14 protein-coding genes and 1 pseudogene are annotated in these 14474 nt (G+C 74.5%); 5 read left to right on the top strand and 10 right to left on the bottom strand.

Features of this window, described 5'->3' with window-relative positions; genetic code table 11:
* Positions 1–82 precede the first annotated feature (82 nt).
* The gene (locus tag FE374_RS13870) at positions 83–1303 is read left to right on the top strand and encodes an MFS transporter (RefSeq protein WP_230978317.1); all 1221 of its coding nucleotides are present in this window, start codon (positions 83–85) and stop codon (positions 1301–1303) included.
* An 85-nt stretch (positions 1304–1388) separates the two neighbouring features.
* Here FE374_RS13870 and FE374_RS13865 read toward each other — a convergent pair whose 3' ends face one another.
* The gene (locus FE374_RS13865; RefSeq protein WP_139931603.1) at positions 1389–1931 is read right to left on the bottom strand and encodes a CGNR zinc finger domain-containing protein; all 543 of its coding nucleotides are present in this window, start codon (positions 1929–1931) and stop codon (positions 1389–1391) included.
* Between the two features lie 114 nt (positions 1932–2045).
* Here FE374_RS13865 and FE374_RS13860 point away from each other — a divergent pair, with 114 nt between their 5' ends.
* The gene (locus FE374_RS13860; protein ID WP_230978316.1) at positions 2046–3092 is read left to right on the top strand and encodes an EamA family transporter; all 1047 of its coding nucleotides are present in this window, start codon (positions 2046–2048) and stop codon (positions 3090–3092) included.
* Positions 3093–3149: 57 nt separating this feature from the next.
* Here FE374_RS13860 and FE374_RS13855 read toward each other — a convergent pair whose 3' ends face one another.
* The 4 genes from FE374_RS13855 to FE374_RS13840 all read right to left on the bottom strand — a co-directional run bounded on the left by FE374_RS13855 (position 3150) and on the right by FE374_RS13840 (position 7594).
* The gene (locus tag FE374_RS13855; protein ID WP_139929766.1) at positions 3150–3992 is read right to left on the bottom strand and encodes a carbohydrate deacetylase; all 843 of its coding nucleotides are present in this window, start codon (positions 3990–3992) and stop codon (positions 3150–3152) included.
* Between the two features lie 325 nt (positions 3993–4317).
* Positions 4318–5976 carry an ABC transporter permease gene (locus tag FE374_RS13850; protein WP_139929764.1) on the bottom strand — a complete coding sequence of 553 codons (1659 nt, stop codon included), beginning with the start codon at positions 5974–5976 and terminating at the stop codon, positions 4318–4320.
* Positions 5973–6893, bottom strand: coding sequence for an ABC transporter ATP-binding protein (locus FE374_RS13845; RefSeq protein ID WP_139929763.1), 921 nt, complete (start codon positions 6891–6893; stop codon positions 5973–5975). Before FE374_RS13845 ends, FE374_RS13850 begins: the two co-directional genes overlap by 4 nt.
* Positions 6890–7594, bottom strand: a complete 705-nt coding sequence (locus tag FE374_RS13840; protein WP_139929761.1) for a TetR/AcrR family transcriptional regulator — start codon at positions 7592–7594, stop codon at positions 6890–6892. The genes FE374_RS13845 and FE374_RS13840 overlap by 4 nt, the downstream gene beginning before the upstream one ends.
* Positions 7595–7704: 110 nt before the next feature.
* On the opposite strand from FE374_RS13840, the gene FE374_RS13835 reads away from it, so the two are divergent.
* Both FE374_RS13835 and FE374_RS13830 read left to right on the top strand, forming a co-directional pair.
* Positions 7705–8220 carry an isochorismatase family protein gene (locus FE374_RS13835; protein WP_139929759.1) on the top strand — a complete coding sequence of 172 codons (516 nt, stop codon included), beginning with the start codon at positions 7705–7707 and terminating at the stop codon, positions 8218–8220.
* A 142-nt stretch (positions 8221–8362) separates the two neighbouring features.
* Positions 8363–9004: a putative glycolipid-binding domain-containing protein gene (locus tag FE374_RS13830; RefSeq protein ID WP_330998418.1), complete on the top strand. Its 642-nt coding sequence runs from the start codon at positions 8363–8365 to the stop codon at positions 9002–9004.
* Between the two features lie 94 nt (positions 9005–9098).
* Here the strand turns inward: FE374_RS13830 and FE374_RS13825 are convergent, their stop codons facing one another.
* On the bottom strand, positions 9099–9962 hold the full coding sequence (locus tag FE374_RS13825) for an RDD family protein (RefSeq protein WP_139929755.1): 864 nt from the start codon (positions 9960–9962) through the stop codon (positions 9099–9101).
* Positions 9963–9981: 19 nt separating this feature from the next.
* Here FE374_RS13825 and FE374_RS13820 point away from each other — a divergent pair, with 19 nt between their 5' ends.
* Positions 9982–10977: a stage II sporulation protein M gene (locus tag FE374_RS13820; RefSeq protein ID WP_139929754.1), complete on the top strand. Its 996-nt coding sequence runs from the start codon at positions 9982–9984 to the stop codon at positions 10975–10977.
* 48 nt (positions 10978–11025) lie between these two features.
* On the opposite strand, the gene FE374_RS20115 is transcribed toward FE374_RS13820, so the two are convergent.
* The 4 genes and pseudogenes from FE374_RS20115 to FE374_RS20105 all read right to left on the bottom strand — a co-directional run.
* Complete coding sequence (locus FE374_RS20115) at positions 11026–12048, bottom strand: polysaccharide deacetylase family protein (protein WP_139929753.1); 1023 nt, start codon at positions 12046–12048, stop codon at positions 11026–11028.
* 293 nt (positions 12049–12341) lie between these two features.
* Positions 12342–13634, bottom strand: coding sequence for a DUF58 domain-containing protein (locus FE374_RS13810; protein ID WP_139929752.1), 1293 nt, complete (start codon positions 13632–13634; stop codon positions 12342–12344).
* Positions 13634–14161: an AAA family ATPase gene (locus tag FE374_RS20110; protein WP_269142074.1), complete on the bottom strand. Its 528-nt coding sequence runs from the start codon at positions 14159–14161 to the stop codon at positions 13634–13636. Before FE374_RS20110 ends, FE374_RS13810 begins: the two co-directional genes overlap by 1 nt.
* Positions 14141–14427: pseudogene (locus FE374_RS20105) on the bottom strand (AAA family ATPase); the annotation flags it as partial. The pseudogene FE374_RS20105 and the gene FE374_RS20110, both read right to left, overlap by 21 nt.
* Positions 14428–14474 lie beyond the last annotated feature (47 nt).

Raw genomic sequence — 14474 nt, 5'->3', positions numbered from 1 at the left:
CTCTACGGTCCGGACCCGTCCGGTGCGGAAACTCACCATCGGCCCCATATCGCGCCCACAGCGGCGATGGAAGAATCGTGCGGTGCCCAATTCTTATCGCCAGATCCTCGCGCTGCCCGGCGCCTTGGCGTTCTCGGCGGCGGGCTTCCTCGCCCGGTTCCCCGTCTCCATGGTGGGCATCGGCATCGTCCTGATGCTGGCGAACCTGACCGGCTCCTACGCCACCGCCGGCACGGTGTCGGCCACGTTCGTCATCGCCCAGGCAATCTGTGCACCCCAGCTCGCCCGGCTGGTGGACCGCCGCGGGCAGGCCAGGGTGATGACCCCGGCCGTCACCGTCTCCGCGCTGGGCCTGGCCGGGCTCGCCGTCGCCGCCGTGCTCGGCGCCCCGCTGTGGACGGTCTACGCCTGCGCCGTCCTCTCCGGCGCGACCATCGGCTCCATCGGTGCGCTCGTGCGCGCCCGCTGGACCCGTGCGGTCCGGACCCCGAGGGACCTGCACCGGGCCTACTCGCTGGAGTCCGCGCTCGACGAGGCGACGTTCGTCCTCGGGCCGGTGGTCGCCACCACCCTGGCCACCTCCGTCGCCCCCTGGTCTGGCGTCGTGGTCGCGGCCGTGGTGATCGCCGTCGGCGGCTACGCCTTCCTCGGCCAGCGCGGCACGGAGCCGCCCGTCCAGCCCGCGTCCGTCACGGCGGCGCGCACCGGCAGCGTGATGCGCTCCGGCGCGCTCGCCGGGATCGTCGTGGTGTTCATGTTCGTCGGCGGCATCTTCGGCGCCACGGACGTCGCGATCGTCGCGTTCACCGCCGAGCACGGCCGCCCAGGTGCCGCCGGCGTGCTGCTCGGCATCTTCTCTCTCGGGTCGGTGATCGCGGGCCTGCTCTATGGCGCGCACACCTGGACCGGGCCCGCCTGGCGGCGCTTCCTCGCCGGGGTGGTGGCGCTCGCCGTCGGCACGGCGCTTTTTCTCCTGGTCGACAGCCTCGCCGTCATGGGTGCGGTCATGTTCGTCACCGGGTTCGCGATCTCGCCGACGATCATCAACGGCAACTCGATGGTCCAGCACATCGTCGACCGGCACCGCCTCACGGAGGGCCTGACCTGGCTGAGCACCGGCGTGAACGTGGGCGTGTCCGTGGGCTCCTCGGTCGCAGGCTCGCTCATCGACGCCGACGGCTCCGGCGGCGGGTTCGCCATGGTGGCCCTCATGGGTGTGCTGGCGGTCGTCGCCGCGCTCGTGGTGGCGCCGATGCTGCGCCGTCGCGATCACGGTGACCCGGCGCACCTGCCGCCGCACTGACCCCGCGCCCGGCGAGATGTCATCTTCTCCGCGACATGTCATGACGTCTCGCGGAGAAGATGACATCTCGCGTGAGGAGGTTGGCTCAGGGCACCGCCCGCCGTGCCCGGTAGGCCGCCACGTTGGCGCGGTTGCCGCAGCCGGAGTCGCAGTAGCGCCGTGAGCGGTTGCGCGAGAGGTCCACGACCAGGTCCGCGCAGTGCTCGCCGGCGCACACCCGCAGCCGGTCGAGCTCACCGGCCCGGACGACGTCGGCCAGCGCCATCGCCGCCTCCACCGCCATCCGCGTGGCCAGCGGGGCTTGCTGGGGGGTGGCGTGCAGGTGCCAGTCCCAGCCGTCGTGCCGCACCAGCTGCGGCAGCGCACCGGCCTCGGCCAGCAGGGCGTTGACGCCCGCGGCGACGACGTCCGGGTCGCCGGCCGTCCACAGCCGGCGCAGCACCGGCCGCAGGTCGCGCACCGCTGCCAGCTCGACGGCGTCGTGGGTGCGGGCCCCGGTGAACTCCCATCCGGCGAGGAACTCGTCCAGCTCGGCGGCCGTGGTGAGCCGGTCCTCGTCCCGTCCGCGGGTGTTGACCAGGGACGCCGCGGTCGCCAGGGCGACCTCCGTGTCGCGAGCGAAGACCACGTTGACCCCCTCTCCCACGTCCGAGTACTGTCAGCAGTGTAACGAGTTTGACTCCTGACATCATCATGCCGCCGTCCCGGTGCGCGTCGGGGCCAGGGCGAGAACAGGAGAACCGTGAGCATCGACCAGGGACGCCTGCGCGCCGGCATGTGGTTCGCGCTCGCCTCCGCCGCAGCGTTCGGCACCTCCGGCGCCTTCGCGAAGTCGCTGCTCGAGGTCGGCTGGAGCCCCGGCGCGGCCGTCACGGCCCGGGTGGCGGGGGCCGCCGTCGTCCTCCTCGGACCGGCCCTGCTGGCCCTGCGCGGGCGCTGGTACCTGCTGCGCCGCAACGCCGGGCTGATCATCACCTACGGCCTCATCGCCATGGCCGCCTGCCAGCTCTTCTTCTTCAACGCGGTGACCACCCTGTCCGTGGGGGTGGCGCTGCTGCTGGAGTACCTCGGGTTCCTGCTGGTCGTCCTGTGGCTGTGGGTGCGCCACGCCCAGCGCCCCCGGCGGTTCACCCTGCTCGGGATCGCGCTCGCGCTCGCGGGGCTGGTGCTCGTCCTCGACGTCACCGGCGGCCTGCGCATCGACCTCGGCGGCGTGCTGTGGGGGCTGGGTGCCGCCGTCGGGCTGGCCACGTACTTCGTGCTCTCCGCGCGCCCGGCCACCGGGCTGCCGCCGCTGGTGATGGCGGCCGGCGCCATGGTGGTGGCCACCGTCGCGTTGGGGCTGGCCGGCCTGGTGGGGATCATGCCGATGCGGGCGCGGGCCGTGCCGGTCGAGCTCGCGGGCACGCAGGTGCACTGGCTGGTCCCGCTCGCGGCCCTGTCGCTCATCGCGACGGCGTTCGCCTACGCCACCGGCATCGCCGGCACGCGGCGGCTGGGCTCGAAGATCGCCTCGTTCTTCGGGCTCACCGAGGTGATGTTCGCGGTGCTCTTCTCCTGGCTGCTCATCGGGGAGCTGCCGCTGCCGGTCCAGCTGCTCGGTGGTGTTCTCATCGTGGCCGGGCTGGTCGCGGTGCGCTACGACGAGCTGAGGGCGGCGCCGATGCCGCTTGCCGGCCAAAGGGCATCCGCAGGCCCGACGGCGGAGCCCGCCTTGGCGGGGGACACGGTACCGCCCGCGGAAGCTGCGCCGTCGAGCCTCACGCCGGACGGGCCGGACCGGGCCTGACCGCCTGCGGCTCATGGCCCGCCACGCGCAAGGCTGACTCGGCCAGAAGGCTGCGGCTCACCAGGCCGGGACGAGCCCGATGCCCTCGCTGCGTAGCGTGCGCAGGAACAGCGGGTCGCGCAGGAGCCGTAGCTCCCAGACCCGCTTGCGGCCCTCGGCCCGGTCGAGCCGGCGCGCCACGCCCTCGGGGGCGGGGTGCAGGATCAGCTCGGAGATGCCCTCGGGCAGCTGGCGCAGCTGGCTGAGCACGTTCGCGCGCAGCTGGGCGTAGCTGAGCAGCAGCCGGCCGGGCAGCCAGCAGCCGACGATGGTCTCGGGGAGCCGGACGCCGTGCGCCTCGGCCAGGGCCACGCCCTCGTCGTAGCGCCGCCGGATGCGGCCGCGCCAGGCGAGGTCGACCAGCCGGGGCAGGCGGCGGGGCAGGCGGAAGCCGAGGCCGTTGTCGGCGCAGAAGTCGATCGCGGTGGTGAGCAGGCTCTTGCCGCGCGCGCCGTAGAGGATGCCCGAGTGCGAGTCGAGCGCCGCGGGCTGCAGGCCGGCGGCGCGCATCCACGCCAGCTGCGCCGTCATCTCCCGGGTGACGTCCTCCGGGGTGGCGGTGCCGGTGAGGCGACCGAGCGCGGCGTGGAAGGTGCCGCGGCCGTCGGTCAGGGTGGGTACGTCGGTGGCGAGCGGGCGCCACGGGCTCATCTCGCGGGCGCTGGTCATCGTGACGTGCAGGCGCGGCGCGGCGATGCCGGCGGACCGGACGCGCGCGACGGCGTCGGCCGCGCCGGGCGCCACGGTCATGAGCGTCGTGGAGGTCAGGGCACGGCCCTCGGCGAGCAGGTCGACGACCGCGGCGTTGGTCTGCGGGCCGAGGCCGAGATCGTCCGCGGTCACCACGAGCTGACGCGTCATCGCTTCTCCGGGCTTCTGCCGCGGGGAGGAAGATGGCCCCGCGCCGTCGGATTCGAGAGTACCGCCGTGCGACTGGCGCCGCCCTCGCGGGCACGTCCGTAGCGGATTGATGTCGACGCTAACCCGGCGAGGTGGTCCGCCACAGCCCCTGCGCGGAAACGGTGGGGAGCCTCACAGGGCGTGACTCCGGGGCCGCCGTGCCGCGCCGGCCGCCCTCGCCGAGCGCTGTCGTTCGCGGCACGGGCGGGTGGCGGACCGGGCGCGCGTGCCGCCAAGACCCGCGCGCGGCGCGACCGGCCGCTTCCGGCCGCTTCCGGCGCCTGGCCTACCCGCCCAGGTCGCGCCGTCGGAACCCGACGAACCCGAGCCCCACCAGCACCACCGCGACGACCGCCAGACCAACCAGCGGACCGGCCGCGACGTCCTCGACCGGCACGTACGGTGTGCGGGCCAGCGGCGAGAGGTCGTGCGCCCACCCGGGCAGGTTCAGCAGGCCGCCGAACCACGTCACGAAGATGACGTAGGCCACCAGCACCCAGACCAGCGCGGCCAGGCGCGGCAGCAGGCCCACGAGCGCCACCGCGAGCCCGGCGATCACGGCCACCGCCGGCAGGTAGGCCAGCGCGCCCACGGCCAGGCGGCCCACCCAGCCGGCATCCGCGGTCACCACCGCCATGCCCAGGCCCAGGCCCGACCCGGCGATGACGAGCAGCACGAGCGTCTGCGCCGCCACGACCGTCAGCCACCCGCCCAGCCAGCCGGGCCGTGACGTGCCCGAGGCCAGCACCAGCTCGGTGCGCCCGGCCTCCTCCTCCGCGCGCAGGCGCAGCACCGCTGAGACGGCGAACGCCGCGACCGCGAGCACCAGGAAGGAGAGCATGGCCGCGGCGAACGTGGCGGTCAGGTCGTCCAGCGCGGCGCCGGCGCCGATCCACTGGCCCAGATTGGGCAGGTCGGCGACGGCGTCCTTCAGGGAGTTCGCCAGGGCACCGAAGGCGACGGCGAAGAACAGCAGGCCCGTGCCCCAGCCCGCGAACGAGCCGCGCAGGAGCCGCCGGGCCACGCCCACCGGGGAGAGCAGCGAGGCGGGGGCGACGGCGGGGCCGGGCCGGCCGGTCAGCAGGCCGGCACCGAGGTCCCGACGCTGGGCGAGGGAGACGGCGACGGCGAGCAGCACCAGGGTCGCCGCGAGGGAGACCCCGAGCGGCCACCAGCGCAGGTCCACGAACAGCCGGGTCTGCTGGGCCCACGCGAGCGGGGAGAACCAGGACAGCCAGGACCCGCCGGTGTGGAGGATGTCGCCGACGCCGCGGACCAGGAACGCCGCCCCCAGCACCGCCATCGCCATGCCCGACGCGGCCCGGGCGTGCGCGGTCAGCTGCGTCGTCACCGCGGCGACGGCGCCGAACACCAGCCCCGTCAGCGCCGTTCCCAGGCCCATCGCGAGCGAGCTCGCCGTCTCTAGGCCGGCGCTCGCCAGCCCGGCGGCGACCGCGGCGCCGACGGCGAGGGTGGCGACGGTCACGGCTGCGAGTGCCGCGGCGGCAGGGGCGTAGCGGCCCACCGGCAGGGCTCGCAGGACCTCGGTGCGGCCGGCCTCCTCGTCGGCGCGGGTGTGACGCGCGACGAGCAGGATGGCCATGATCGAGGTCGCGACGAGCACCGTCAGGCTCACCTCGTTGGCGACCATGGCGCCGAAGGTGTAGTGGTCCAGGCCGAAGCTGGGTCCGCTCATGAGGACGGCGGACGGGTTGGACATGAGGGTGGCGCGGGTCTGGCGGGCCGCGGCGTCGGGATAGGCGGTCTCGAGCGCGGGCACCGTCGCGGCGACGGTCAGGCCGAGGGCGAGCACCCAGATGACGATCCGCACCCGGTCCAGGCGCAGGTACAGCCGCACCAGGGCGCCGGTGCCGGACCACGGCCGGTTCGTGCGCCGCCCGCGCGCCGTCACGCCGGGCGGGGGAGCGGTGAGCGTGACGGTCATCGCACCGGTACCTCCTCGGGTGCGCGGAGCTCGTCGCCGTAGTGGCGCAGGAAGAGCTCCTCCAGCGACGGCGGGGCGATGGTGAGGTTCTGCACGCCCGTGTCGGCCAGCACCCGTAGGACGGCGGCGATGTGCACGTCGTCGACGTCGAAGGCGAGGTAGCCGCCCGAATGGGTCAGGTGGTGGACCCCGGGCAACGTGCGCAGGGAGGCAAGGTCCGCCGTCGTCGTCGCGGTGATGGTGGAGCGGGTGAGATGGCGCAGCTGGGCGAGGGTGCCGGTCTCGACGGCGCGGCCCGCGCGGATGATCGTCACGGTGTCGCAGAGCTTCTCCACCTCGGCGAGGATGTGGCTGGAGAGCAGCACCGTGCGCCCCTGACTCTGCAGCGCGCGCACCTCGTCGGTGAAGACGGCCTCCATGAGGGGGTCGAGGCCGGCGGTCGGCTCGTCGAGCAGGAACAGCTCGGCGTCGGAGGCCAGCGCCGCGACGAGGGCCACCTTCTGCCGGTTGCCCTTGGAGTAGGTGCGGGCCTTCTTGGTGGGGTCGAGCTCGAACCGCTCGAGCAGCTCGGCGCGCCGTCGGGTGCGGGCCGGGCCGCCGTGCAGGCGGGTGAGCAGGTCGATGGTCTCCCCGCCGGTGAGGTTGGGCCACAGGGTGGTGTCACCGGCCACGTAGGCGGAGCGGCGGTGCACGTCGACGGCGTCCACCCACGGGTCGCGGCCAAGCACCCGGGCGGTGCCGGCGTCGGCGCGCAGCAGCCCGAGCAGCACGCGGATGGTTGTCGACTTCCCGGCGCCGTTGGGTCCGAGGAAGCCGGCGACCTCGCCGGTGCGCACGGTCAGGTCGAAGCCGTCGAGGGCGCGGGTGGTGCCGAAGGACTTCTCGAGGCCGCGGGCCTCGAGGGCAAGATCGGTCATGAGGAGCTCCGGATGGGGGATGGGTCGGCCGGATGTGCGGGGGTGCTCGTCGCGAGGTAGGCGTCGAGCAGGCTGGCGTCCATGAGCAGGGGTTCGGTGTAAAGCTCGAGGAGCGGCAGGGCGATGCGGTCCATGTAGCCACGCAGCCAGCCGGGCAGCTCCCGGAGGTCGAGGTGGTCCTGGTGGGCGGGGAGCTGGAGGAGGAGGGCGCCGATGCCCTGCTCGACCAGCAGCCGGGCCCGGGCCTCCGGACCGCGGCTGGGCCGGACGGTGCCGGCGGCCACCGCCTCCTCGAGGTAGGCGACGGCGTCGGCGACGAGGTGCTCGACGAAGTCGGCCGCGAGCGTGCCGCCGGACTGCATGCAGCGCAGGACGTAACCCACCAGCGGGGCGTAGCCCTCGACCTGGGCGAGCTGCGCCAGCATGACGCCCGCGGCGCCGCCGTTGCCGCCCCCCGTGCCGAGCACCGCGGACTTGGTCTCGCGGATCTCGGCGAGCACGTGCTCGTCGCAGGCCGTGCGCAGTCCGGCGCGCGAGCCGAAGTGGTGAAGGATCAGTGCCGCGCTGACCCCGGCGTCCGCGGCGACCCTGCGGAGCGAGGCGTTCATGCCCTCCGTGGCGAAGCGACGGATGGCCGCGTCGCGGATCCGGGCCCGGGCGGTCAGGTCCGCCGCGGTCCGCGAGGACCGGGCTGAACTCATGTTCAAGACGCTACACGCGTGTTCAGTTGGTGTCGAGAAGTCACAGGTGGTCCGGGAGAAGGCACAATTCGCTCTGGTTCGCGCCGCCGTCGGGGGCGACACTGATGGTCATGACGACGGCGCTGCTCGTGCTCGACGCCCAACGCACCGTGCTCGAGGGCGCCGGCGCGGTACCGGCGGCCACGACCGTGCGCGCCGCGCTCGCGGACCTCCTCGCCCGGGCCCGGGCGGCCGGCAGCCCGGTGATCCACGTGCAGAACGACGGCCGTCCTGGGTACCCCGACGAGCCGGGAACCGCCGGCTGGGGGCTGGTCTTCGACACCCGGCCCGGCGAGCTCACGCTGCGCAAGACCGCCTCCGACACGTTCGCCGCCAACGACGACCTCGCCGACACCCTGCGCGGCCGCGGCGTCGACCACCTCGTCATCGCCGGCATGCAGAGCGACTACTGCGTGCGCGCCACCAGCCGCTCGGCCCTGCAGGCCGGCTTCCGCGTGACGATCCCCAGCGGCGCGCACGCCACGTACGACGACGAGGCCCCGGCCACCGAGCTGGCGCGCGCCGTCGAGGAGGAGCTCGCCGCCGAGGGCGTGGCGATCGTGCCCGTCGAGGAGGTGCGGTTCTGAGAGGCCTCCGCCAACATGCCGGCGAGATGTCAACTCCTCCGCGAGATGTCGAGATGTCAACTCCTCCGCGAGATGTCATGGCCGCGTGGCTCGTCGCTCTCACATCACGAGGCGCCGGCCCGGGCCGGTCTAGGGCGGGCGCGTGCTCGCCGGTGTCACCACTTCGGAGGGACGCCCAGTGACGGCACCGACGCCGTCTGCAGCGGCTGGCGCCTGGCAGTCGCCACCGTCAGTGGCCGCCTGGCGTCATAACGACGCACGCGAGGGGTTCGAAGTCACGTTCTTCCGGCGGCACGGGTCTGGCTGGCGGTTGCAGGGCAGCACCGCCGCCGTTGAGGCTGGTCAGGCGTGGATAGTGGAGTACACGATCGAGGTCGACGCCGGATGGCGCACCCTGCACGCCCGGGTGACCTCGCGGTCCGTGGCCGGGCTGTTCCACGTCGAGCTGGAGGGCGACGCCCACGGCAGCTGGCGGGTGGACGGGCGCCCGGCGCCTCGGCTGCAGGGTTGCCTGGACGTCGACCTCGAGGCCTCGGCGATGACCAACTCTCTGCCGGTCCACCGTTTGCCGCTGGCGCCAGGCGAGCCGGCGGCCGCGCCCGCGGCGTACGTCCGTGCGGACGGACTCGCCGTGGAACGGCTCGAGCAGACCTACGAGCGGTTGCCAGGGGGTGAGCGACGGTTCGCCTATGCCGCGCCGACGTTCGACACGGCCCATGAGCTTCGGTTCGACGGTGCCGGGCTGGTGGTCGACTACCCGGGCCTGGCCGTGCGCGTGCGATAGGAACGCGGCCGGTGACGTCTCGTGGAGGACTTGACGTCTCGTGGAGGACCTGACGTCTCGTGGAGGAGTTGACGTCTCGCGGGGCTGGGGCCGGTCAGCCGGGGATCTCGTGGGGGAGGCGGGCGATCTGCGCCGCCTCGGTCGTCTCCCGCTCCCGCGCGCGCAGCCCGGCCGCGTACTCCCGGTCCCGCCGCGCCACGAGCACCGCGGTGAGGAATCGCTCGGGCGCGGTGCCCCAGGGCGGCGGCGGGGCCACGAACGGCTCCACCTGCGCGGCCAGCCGCGCGCCCAGCTCGGCCCGGTGCTGCGGGGTCATCGAGGTACGCGAGGCGTAGGTGCGTGCGGCGAGCCCCAGACCGTCCGGCAGGGCCCGGATGTCCGCGCCGGCCGCCCACGCGGCCAGCTCCGGCGGCATCATCAGCGGGGCGGGGCGGCGGGCGCCCTCGCGCACCCGCACCGCGTAGGTGCCGGCGAGGAGGTCGCCGAGCCGTTTGCCGCGCTTGTTCACCGCCGCCGCGATGACGGCGATCGAGCCGGCCGACAGCCACAGCTCGCCCACGCCGGTCAGCGCCCGCGCCAGCGCGTGCCGCAGACGCACCGGTCCGCCGTCGTCGCGGACCACCCGGATGCCGGTGGCGAGCTTGCCCAGGGACCGCCCGCGGCTGAGCGTCTCGACCGCCGTCGGCGCGATCACCATGACGACGGCGAAGGTACTCACCTGCACCACGCCCAGCTGGGCCTCGTTCAGTCCCTCGAGCAGTTGGGTGGCCAGCGCGATCAGCCCCACGGCCGCGAGAACGTAGACGACGGCGTCGACCATCGCCCCGAGCACCCGCAGGCCCACGGAGGTGGGCCGCACCTCCAGCGCCACGGCCTCCCCGGTGACGATGAGGTCCTCGTGGAGCCGGGCACGTGTCAGTGCGGCCTCCGGACCGGTGCGCCGGGAGGGGGTGGTCATGTGTGGCAGGGTAACGGCTGTGGACACCGACGCCTTCGCCGCGGTGCACGAGGCCGACTGGGATCGGCTCGAGCAGCTCAGCAAGCAGCGGCGGCTGACCGGTGCCGAGGCCGACGAGCTCGTGCGCCTCTACCAAGCCACCGCCGGGCACCTCTCCGCCGTGCGCACCGCCGCCCCCGACCCGTACCTCGTCGGGCGCCTGTCCGCCCTGCTCGGGCTGGCCCGCGGCCGGATCGCCGGCGCCCACGAGCTGCGCCTGTCCGACGTCGCCCGCTTCTTCGTCGTCTCGCTGCCCGCCGCGTTCTACCGGGTGCGGTGGTGGACGGTTGTGGTGATGGTGGCGTTCGTGGCGCTCGCCGTCGTCGTGGGCGCGTGGACCGCGAGCACGCCGGCGGTCCTGGCCGGTCTGGGCAGCCCGGCGGAGCTCGAGCGGTACGCCGACGAGGCCTTCGCCGCGTACTACTCCAACTTCCCCGCGCCGGACTTCGCCGCACAGGTGTGGACCAACAACGCCTGGATCGCCGCCCAGTGCATCGGCCTGGGCATCACCGGGGTCTTTCCCGTCTACGTGCTCGGCGCCAACGCGATCGGCGTGGGGCAGGCGGGTGCGATCATGGCGGCCCACGGAGACCTGACGGTGTTCTTCGGGCTGATCCTCCCGCACGGCCTCATGGAGCTCACGGCGATCTTCATCGCCGGTGGCACGGGGCTGAAGCTGTTCTGGACGGCGGTGGCGCCGGGCCGGCGCACACGGGCCCGGGCGCTGGCCGAGGAGGGCCGGGCGCTGATCACCGTGGCGGTCGGGCTGGTGCTCGTGCTCGCCGTCTCCGGGCTGGTGGAGGGCTTCGTGACGCCGTCGGCACTGCCGGGCTGGGCGAAGGTCGCCATCGGTGCGCTGGTGCTCGCCGGGTACTGGGCCTACACGATCGTGCTGGGCCGGCGGGCCGTGGCCGCGGGGGAGACCGGCGACCTCGAGGAGGACCTCGCCGGGCACACGCTGGCGCAGGCGGGCTGAGCGCGCGGCTCGCGGCGACGCGAGCGGGACTCCTGCGGAGCCGGCTGCTCAGCCCACGAACTCCCGCAGGTTCACGAACCCGTACCCCATGGCCTGGAAGCCCTCGATGATGCCGGGCAGCGCGTCGGCGTCGAAGGTGGTGCCGTCGTCCGGGTTGGCGCCGACGTGCATGAGCACGATCTCCCCAGGGCGGGCGGCGTCGAGCACCCGCTGGCGCACGCCGTCGGCGGTGAGCCCCTTGGCGGTGCCCTGCCAGCCGAGCGAGTCCACGGTCCAGCGGAAGGGGATGTACCCGGCGTCGTTGACGATGGCGATGTCCGCGGGCGTGCGGGCGCCGAACGGGAAGCGGAACAGCGGCTTGGTGCTGCGGCCGGTCACCGCGGCGATCGACGCCTCGGCGCTTCCCAGCTGGTCACGGATCTCGCTATTCGTGCTGTCCGGGAACGACGGGTGGGTGTCGGAGTGGTTGCCCACCGGGTGTCCGGCGGCGGCCATCAACCGCACCGCCTCGGGGTAGGCGCGGGCGAAGGCGCCGGTGACGAAGAAGGTCGCCGGCACGTCGTAGCGGTCCAGCGTGGCCAGCACCGAGGCCACACCCGCGTCCGACCCACCACCGTCGAAGGTCAGCGCCACCACGTTCGACGACGTCGGCAGCACCTCGACGTCCTGACCACGCCAGGCGGCGGGCACACCGGACGCCGCGGAGCTCGGGCCCGGTGCTGGCGTGGGCGTGGTGGACAGGCTCGGTGCCGGCTCGGTCGCGGTTGCCGGGGCGGCGGACGGCGGCCGCGTGGTCGACGGTGACGGCGACGGCTCCGGGGCGGCGGCGTGGGCGGTGGGCACCGGCTTGGGAGCGAGAGGTCCAGAGGAGGCAACCAGCGTCGGCGCCGTCTCCGTGGGCACGATGCCGGGGTTCTCGGCGGGACCGCCCGGCCCGGCGGTACCAGTGCCCGTACCGGGTCCGCTGCACGCACCGAGGAGCAGTTCAAGGCCCAGCGCAAGGCCCAGCGCGGCGGCGAGCGGCGTCCGCCGCCCCGTGTCGCGGCTGAACCGCGCGCCGGAGGGCCTCATGGCCAGATTCTGCGCTTTCCCTGGGGGCGGCACCAGGGCGGCCGGTTGCCCTTGGGTCACGATGTGGCGGGGCCGTCGCCCTTCGGTCCCGGCCTCGCTCCATCGACCGACTGTCGCCGGGCCGAGCGACGGTGGCCGGCCACCCTCGCTCGGCCCGGCGACAGTCGGTCGATGACGGGGCATGCGCGCCGTCGATGAGAATGGGGCGGGCTGGTGGAGGGCAGCGGAGGCGGAGGGGAGTGGGCAAACGGAAGGGGGAGTGGAGGGCGAACGAGGCCGCGCGCCAACGCCCCTCAGAGCCGACCGGCCGCCTTGAGCGCCAGATAGGTGTCCACCAGGGCCGGGGCAAGGCCGTCCGGGCCCGCCTCCACCACCTCCACGCCGCGCCGGCGCAGCCGGGCCGCCACGGCCTGCCGCTCGAGCTCACCGCGCTCGGCCGCGGCGGCGTCGAACACCGCCTCCGAGCTGGACCGGTCCCGACGCATCGCCTCCACCTCCGGGTCCGAAGCGGAAGCGAGGACCACGGTGTGGTCCCGGCTCAGCGCCTGGGCCACCGGCAGCAGCCCCGAGGTCACCGCGCTGGGCTCGAGCGCGGAGAGCAGCACCACCAGCGCCCGCTGGGAGAGGGTGTCACGGACCACCTGCGTCACCCCGGTCCACCGCAGCTCCACCAGCGACGGCTCCAGCGGCGCCATCGCCGAGGCCAGCGCGCCCACCAGGCGGGGCCCGTGCACACCGGCCACCCGCGCACGCACCTGGGTGTCCATGGCCACCAGGTCCACCCGGTCCCCGGCCCGTGACGCCAGCGCCCCCAGCAGCAGCGCCGCCTCGATCTGGGCGTCCAGACGCGGCGCGTCGCCCAGCCGGGCGGCGGACAGCCGCGCGACGTCCAGCACGAGCAGCACTCGCCGGTCCCGCTCGGGCCGCCATGTGCGCACGACGACGTCGCCGCCGCGGGCGGTGGCGCGCCAGTCGATGGCGCGCACGTCGTCGCCGATGACGTACTCGCGCAGCGAGTCGAACTCCGTGCCCTGCCCGCGCAGCTGGACCGCCGCACGGCCGTCCAGCTCCCGCAGCCGGGCCAGCCGGGAGGGCAGGTGCTTGCGGGAGGCGAAGGCCGGCAGCACCCGCAGCGTGGCCGGGGCGGGCAGGGACGCCTGCCGCGCCGCCAGCCCGAGCGGGCCGAAGGCGCGGACGGTCACCTGGTCCGCGGGGCGATCGCCGCGGCGGGTGGGCACCAGGGAAGTGCGCACCCGACGGCGCTCACCGGCTGGCACGCGGACGCGGTGCCGGTTGCCGGAAGCACCGGCCGACGGCGGCCACGCGTCACGCACCAGGGCGCGCAGCACCCGCGGGCCGGGATGTGCCACGGTGAGGGTCGACGTCGTCGGCTCGCCGAGGCGCACCGATGCCGGCACCTCCCGGCGGACACGCACACCACGGGGCGGGGCGGCCAACGCCGCGTCGACCAGGCACCCGAGCACCACCAGCGCCAGCCACGCCCACAACGTCGACCAGCGCGGCCACAGCAGCACGGGCACCACGCCGGCGGCGACCAGCGCCGCCGCCCGGGGAGTGGGCACCATCAACGCGGCACCGGCACCGCGGCGAGCACGCCGGCCAGCACCGTCTCCGCGGTGACGCCCTCGAGCTCGGCCTCGGCGCGCAGCTGCACCCGGTGGCGCAGCGTGGGGTGCGCGAGGGCCTTGACGTCGTCGGGCGTGACGTAGCCACGCCCGGAGAGCCACGCCCACGCCCGCGCGGTGGCGAGCAACGCCGTCGCCCCGCGTGGCGAGACGCCCAGCGACAACGACGGCGAGGTGCGGGTGGCGCGCACCAGGTCGACGACGTAGCCGAGCACCTCCGGCCCCACCTGCACCTGGGCGACCTCGGCGCGGGCGGCCGCGAGGTCCGCGGCCGAGGCCACCGGGCGTAGGCCGGCGGCGGCGAGGTCGCGGGGGTTGAAGTCCGCGGCGTGGCGCCGCAGCACCTCGATCTCCTCGCCGCGCTCGGGCAGCGGCAGGACGAGCTTGAGCAGGAACCGGTCGAGCTGCGCCTCGGGCAGCGGGTACGTGCCCTCGTACTCCACGGGGTTCTGGGTGGCGACGACCATGAACGGGTCCGGCAGCCGCCGCGGGGTGCCGTCGACGGAGACCTGGCGCTCCTCCATGGCCTCCAGCAGCGACGCCTGGGTCTTGGGCGGGGTGCGGTTGATCTCGTCGGCGAGCAAGAGGTTGGTGAAGACCGGGCCCTCCGGAAGGAGAACTCGGCGGTGCGCGCGTCGTAGACCAGCGAGCCGGTGACGTCCCCGGGCATGAGGTCGGGGGTGAACTGCACCCGCTTGGTCTCCAGGTCCAGCGACGCAGCGAGGGCCCGCACGAGCAGGGTCTTGGCGACGCCCGGCACGCCCTCGAGGAGCACGTGGC

This window comes from Georgenia yuyongxinii, assembly GCF_006352065.1.
Classification (GTDB): domain Bacteria; phylum Actinomycetota; class Actinomycetes; order Actinomycetales; family Actinomycetaceae; genus Georgenia; species Georgenia yuyongxinii.
The sequence above is the reverse complement of the archived record's forward strand: the minus strand, read 5'-3'. Positions and strand labels throughout refer to the sequence as shown.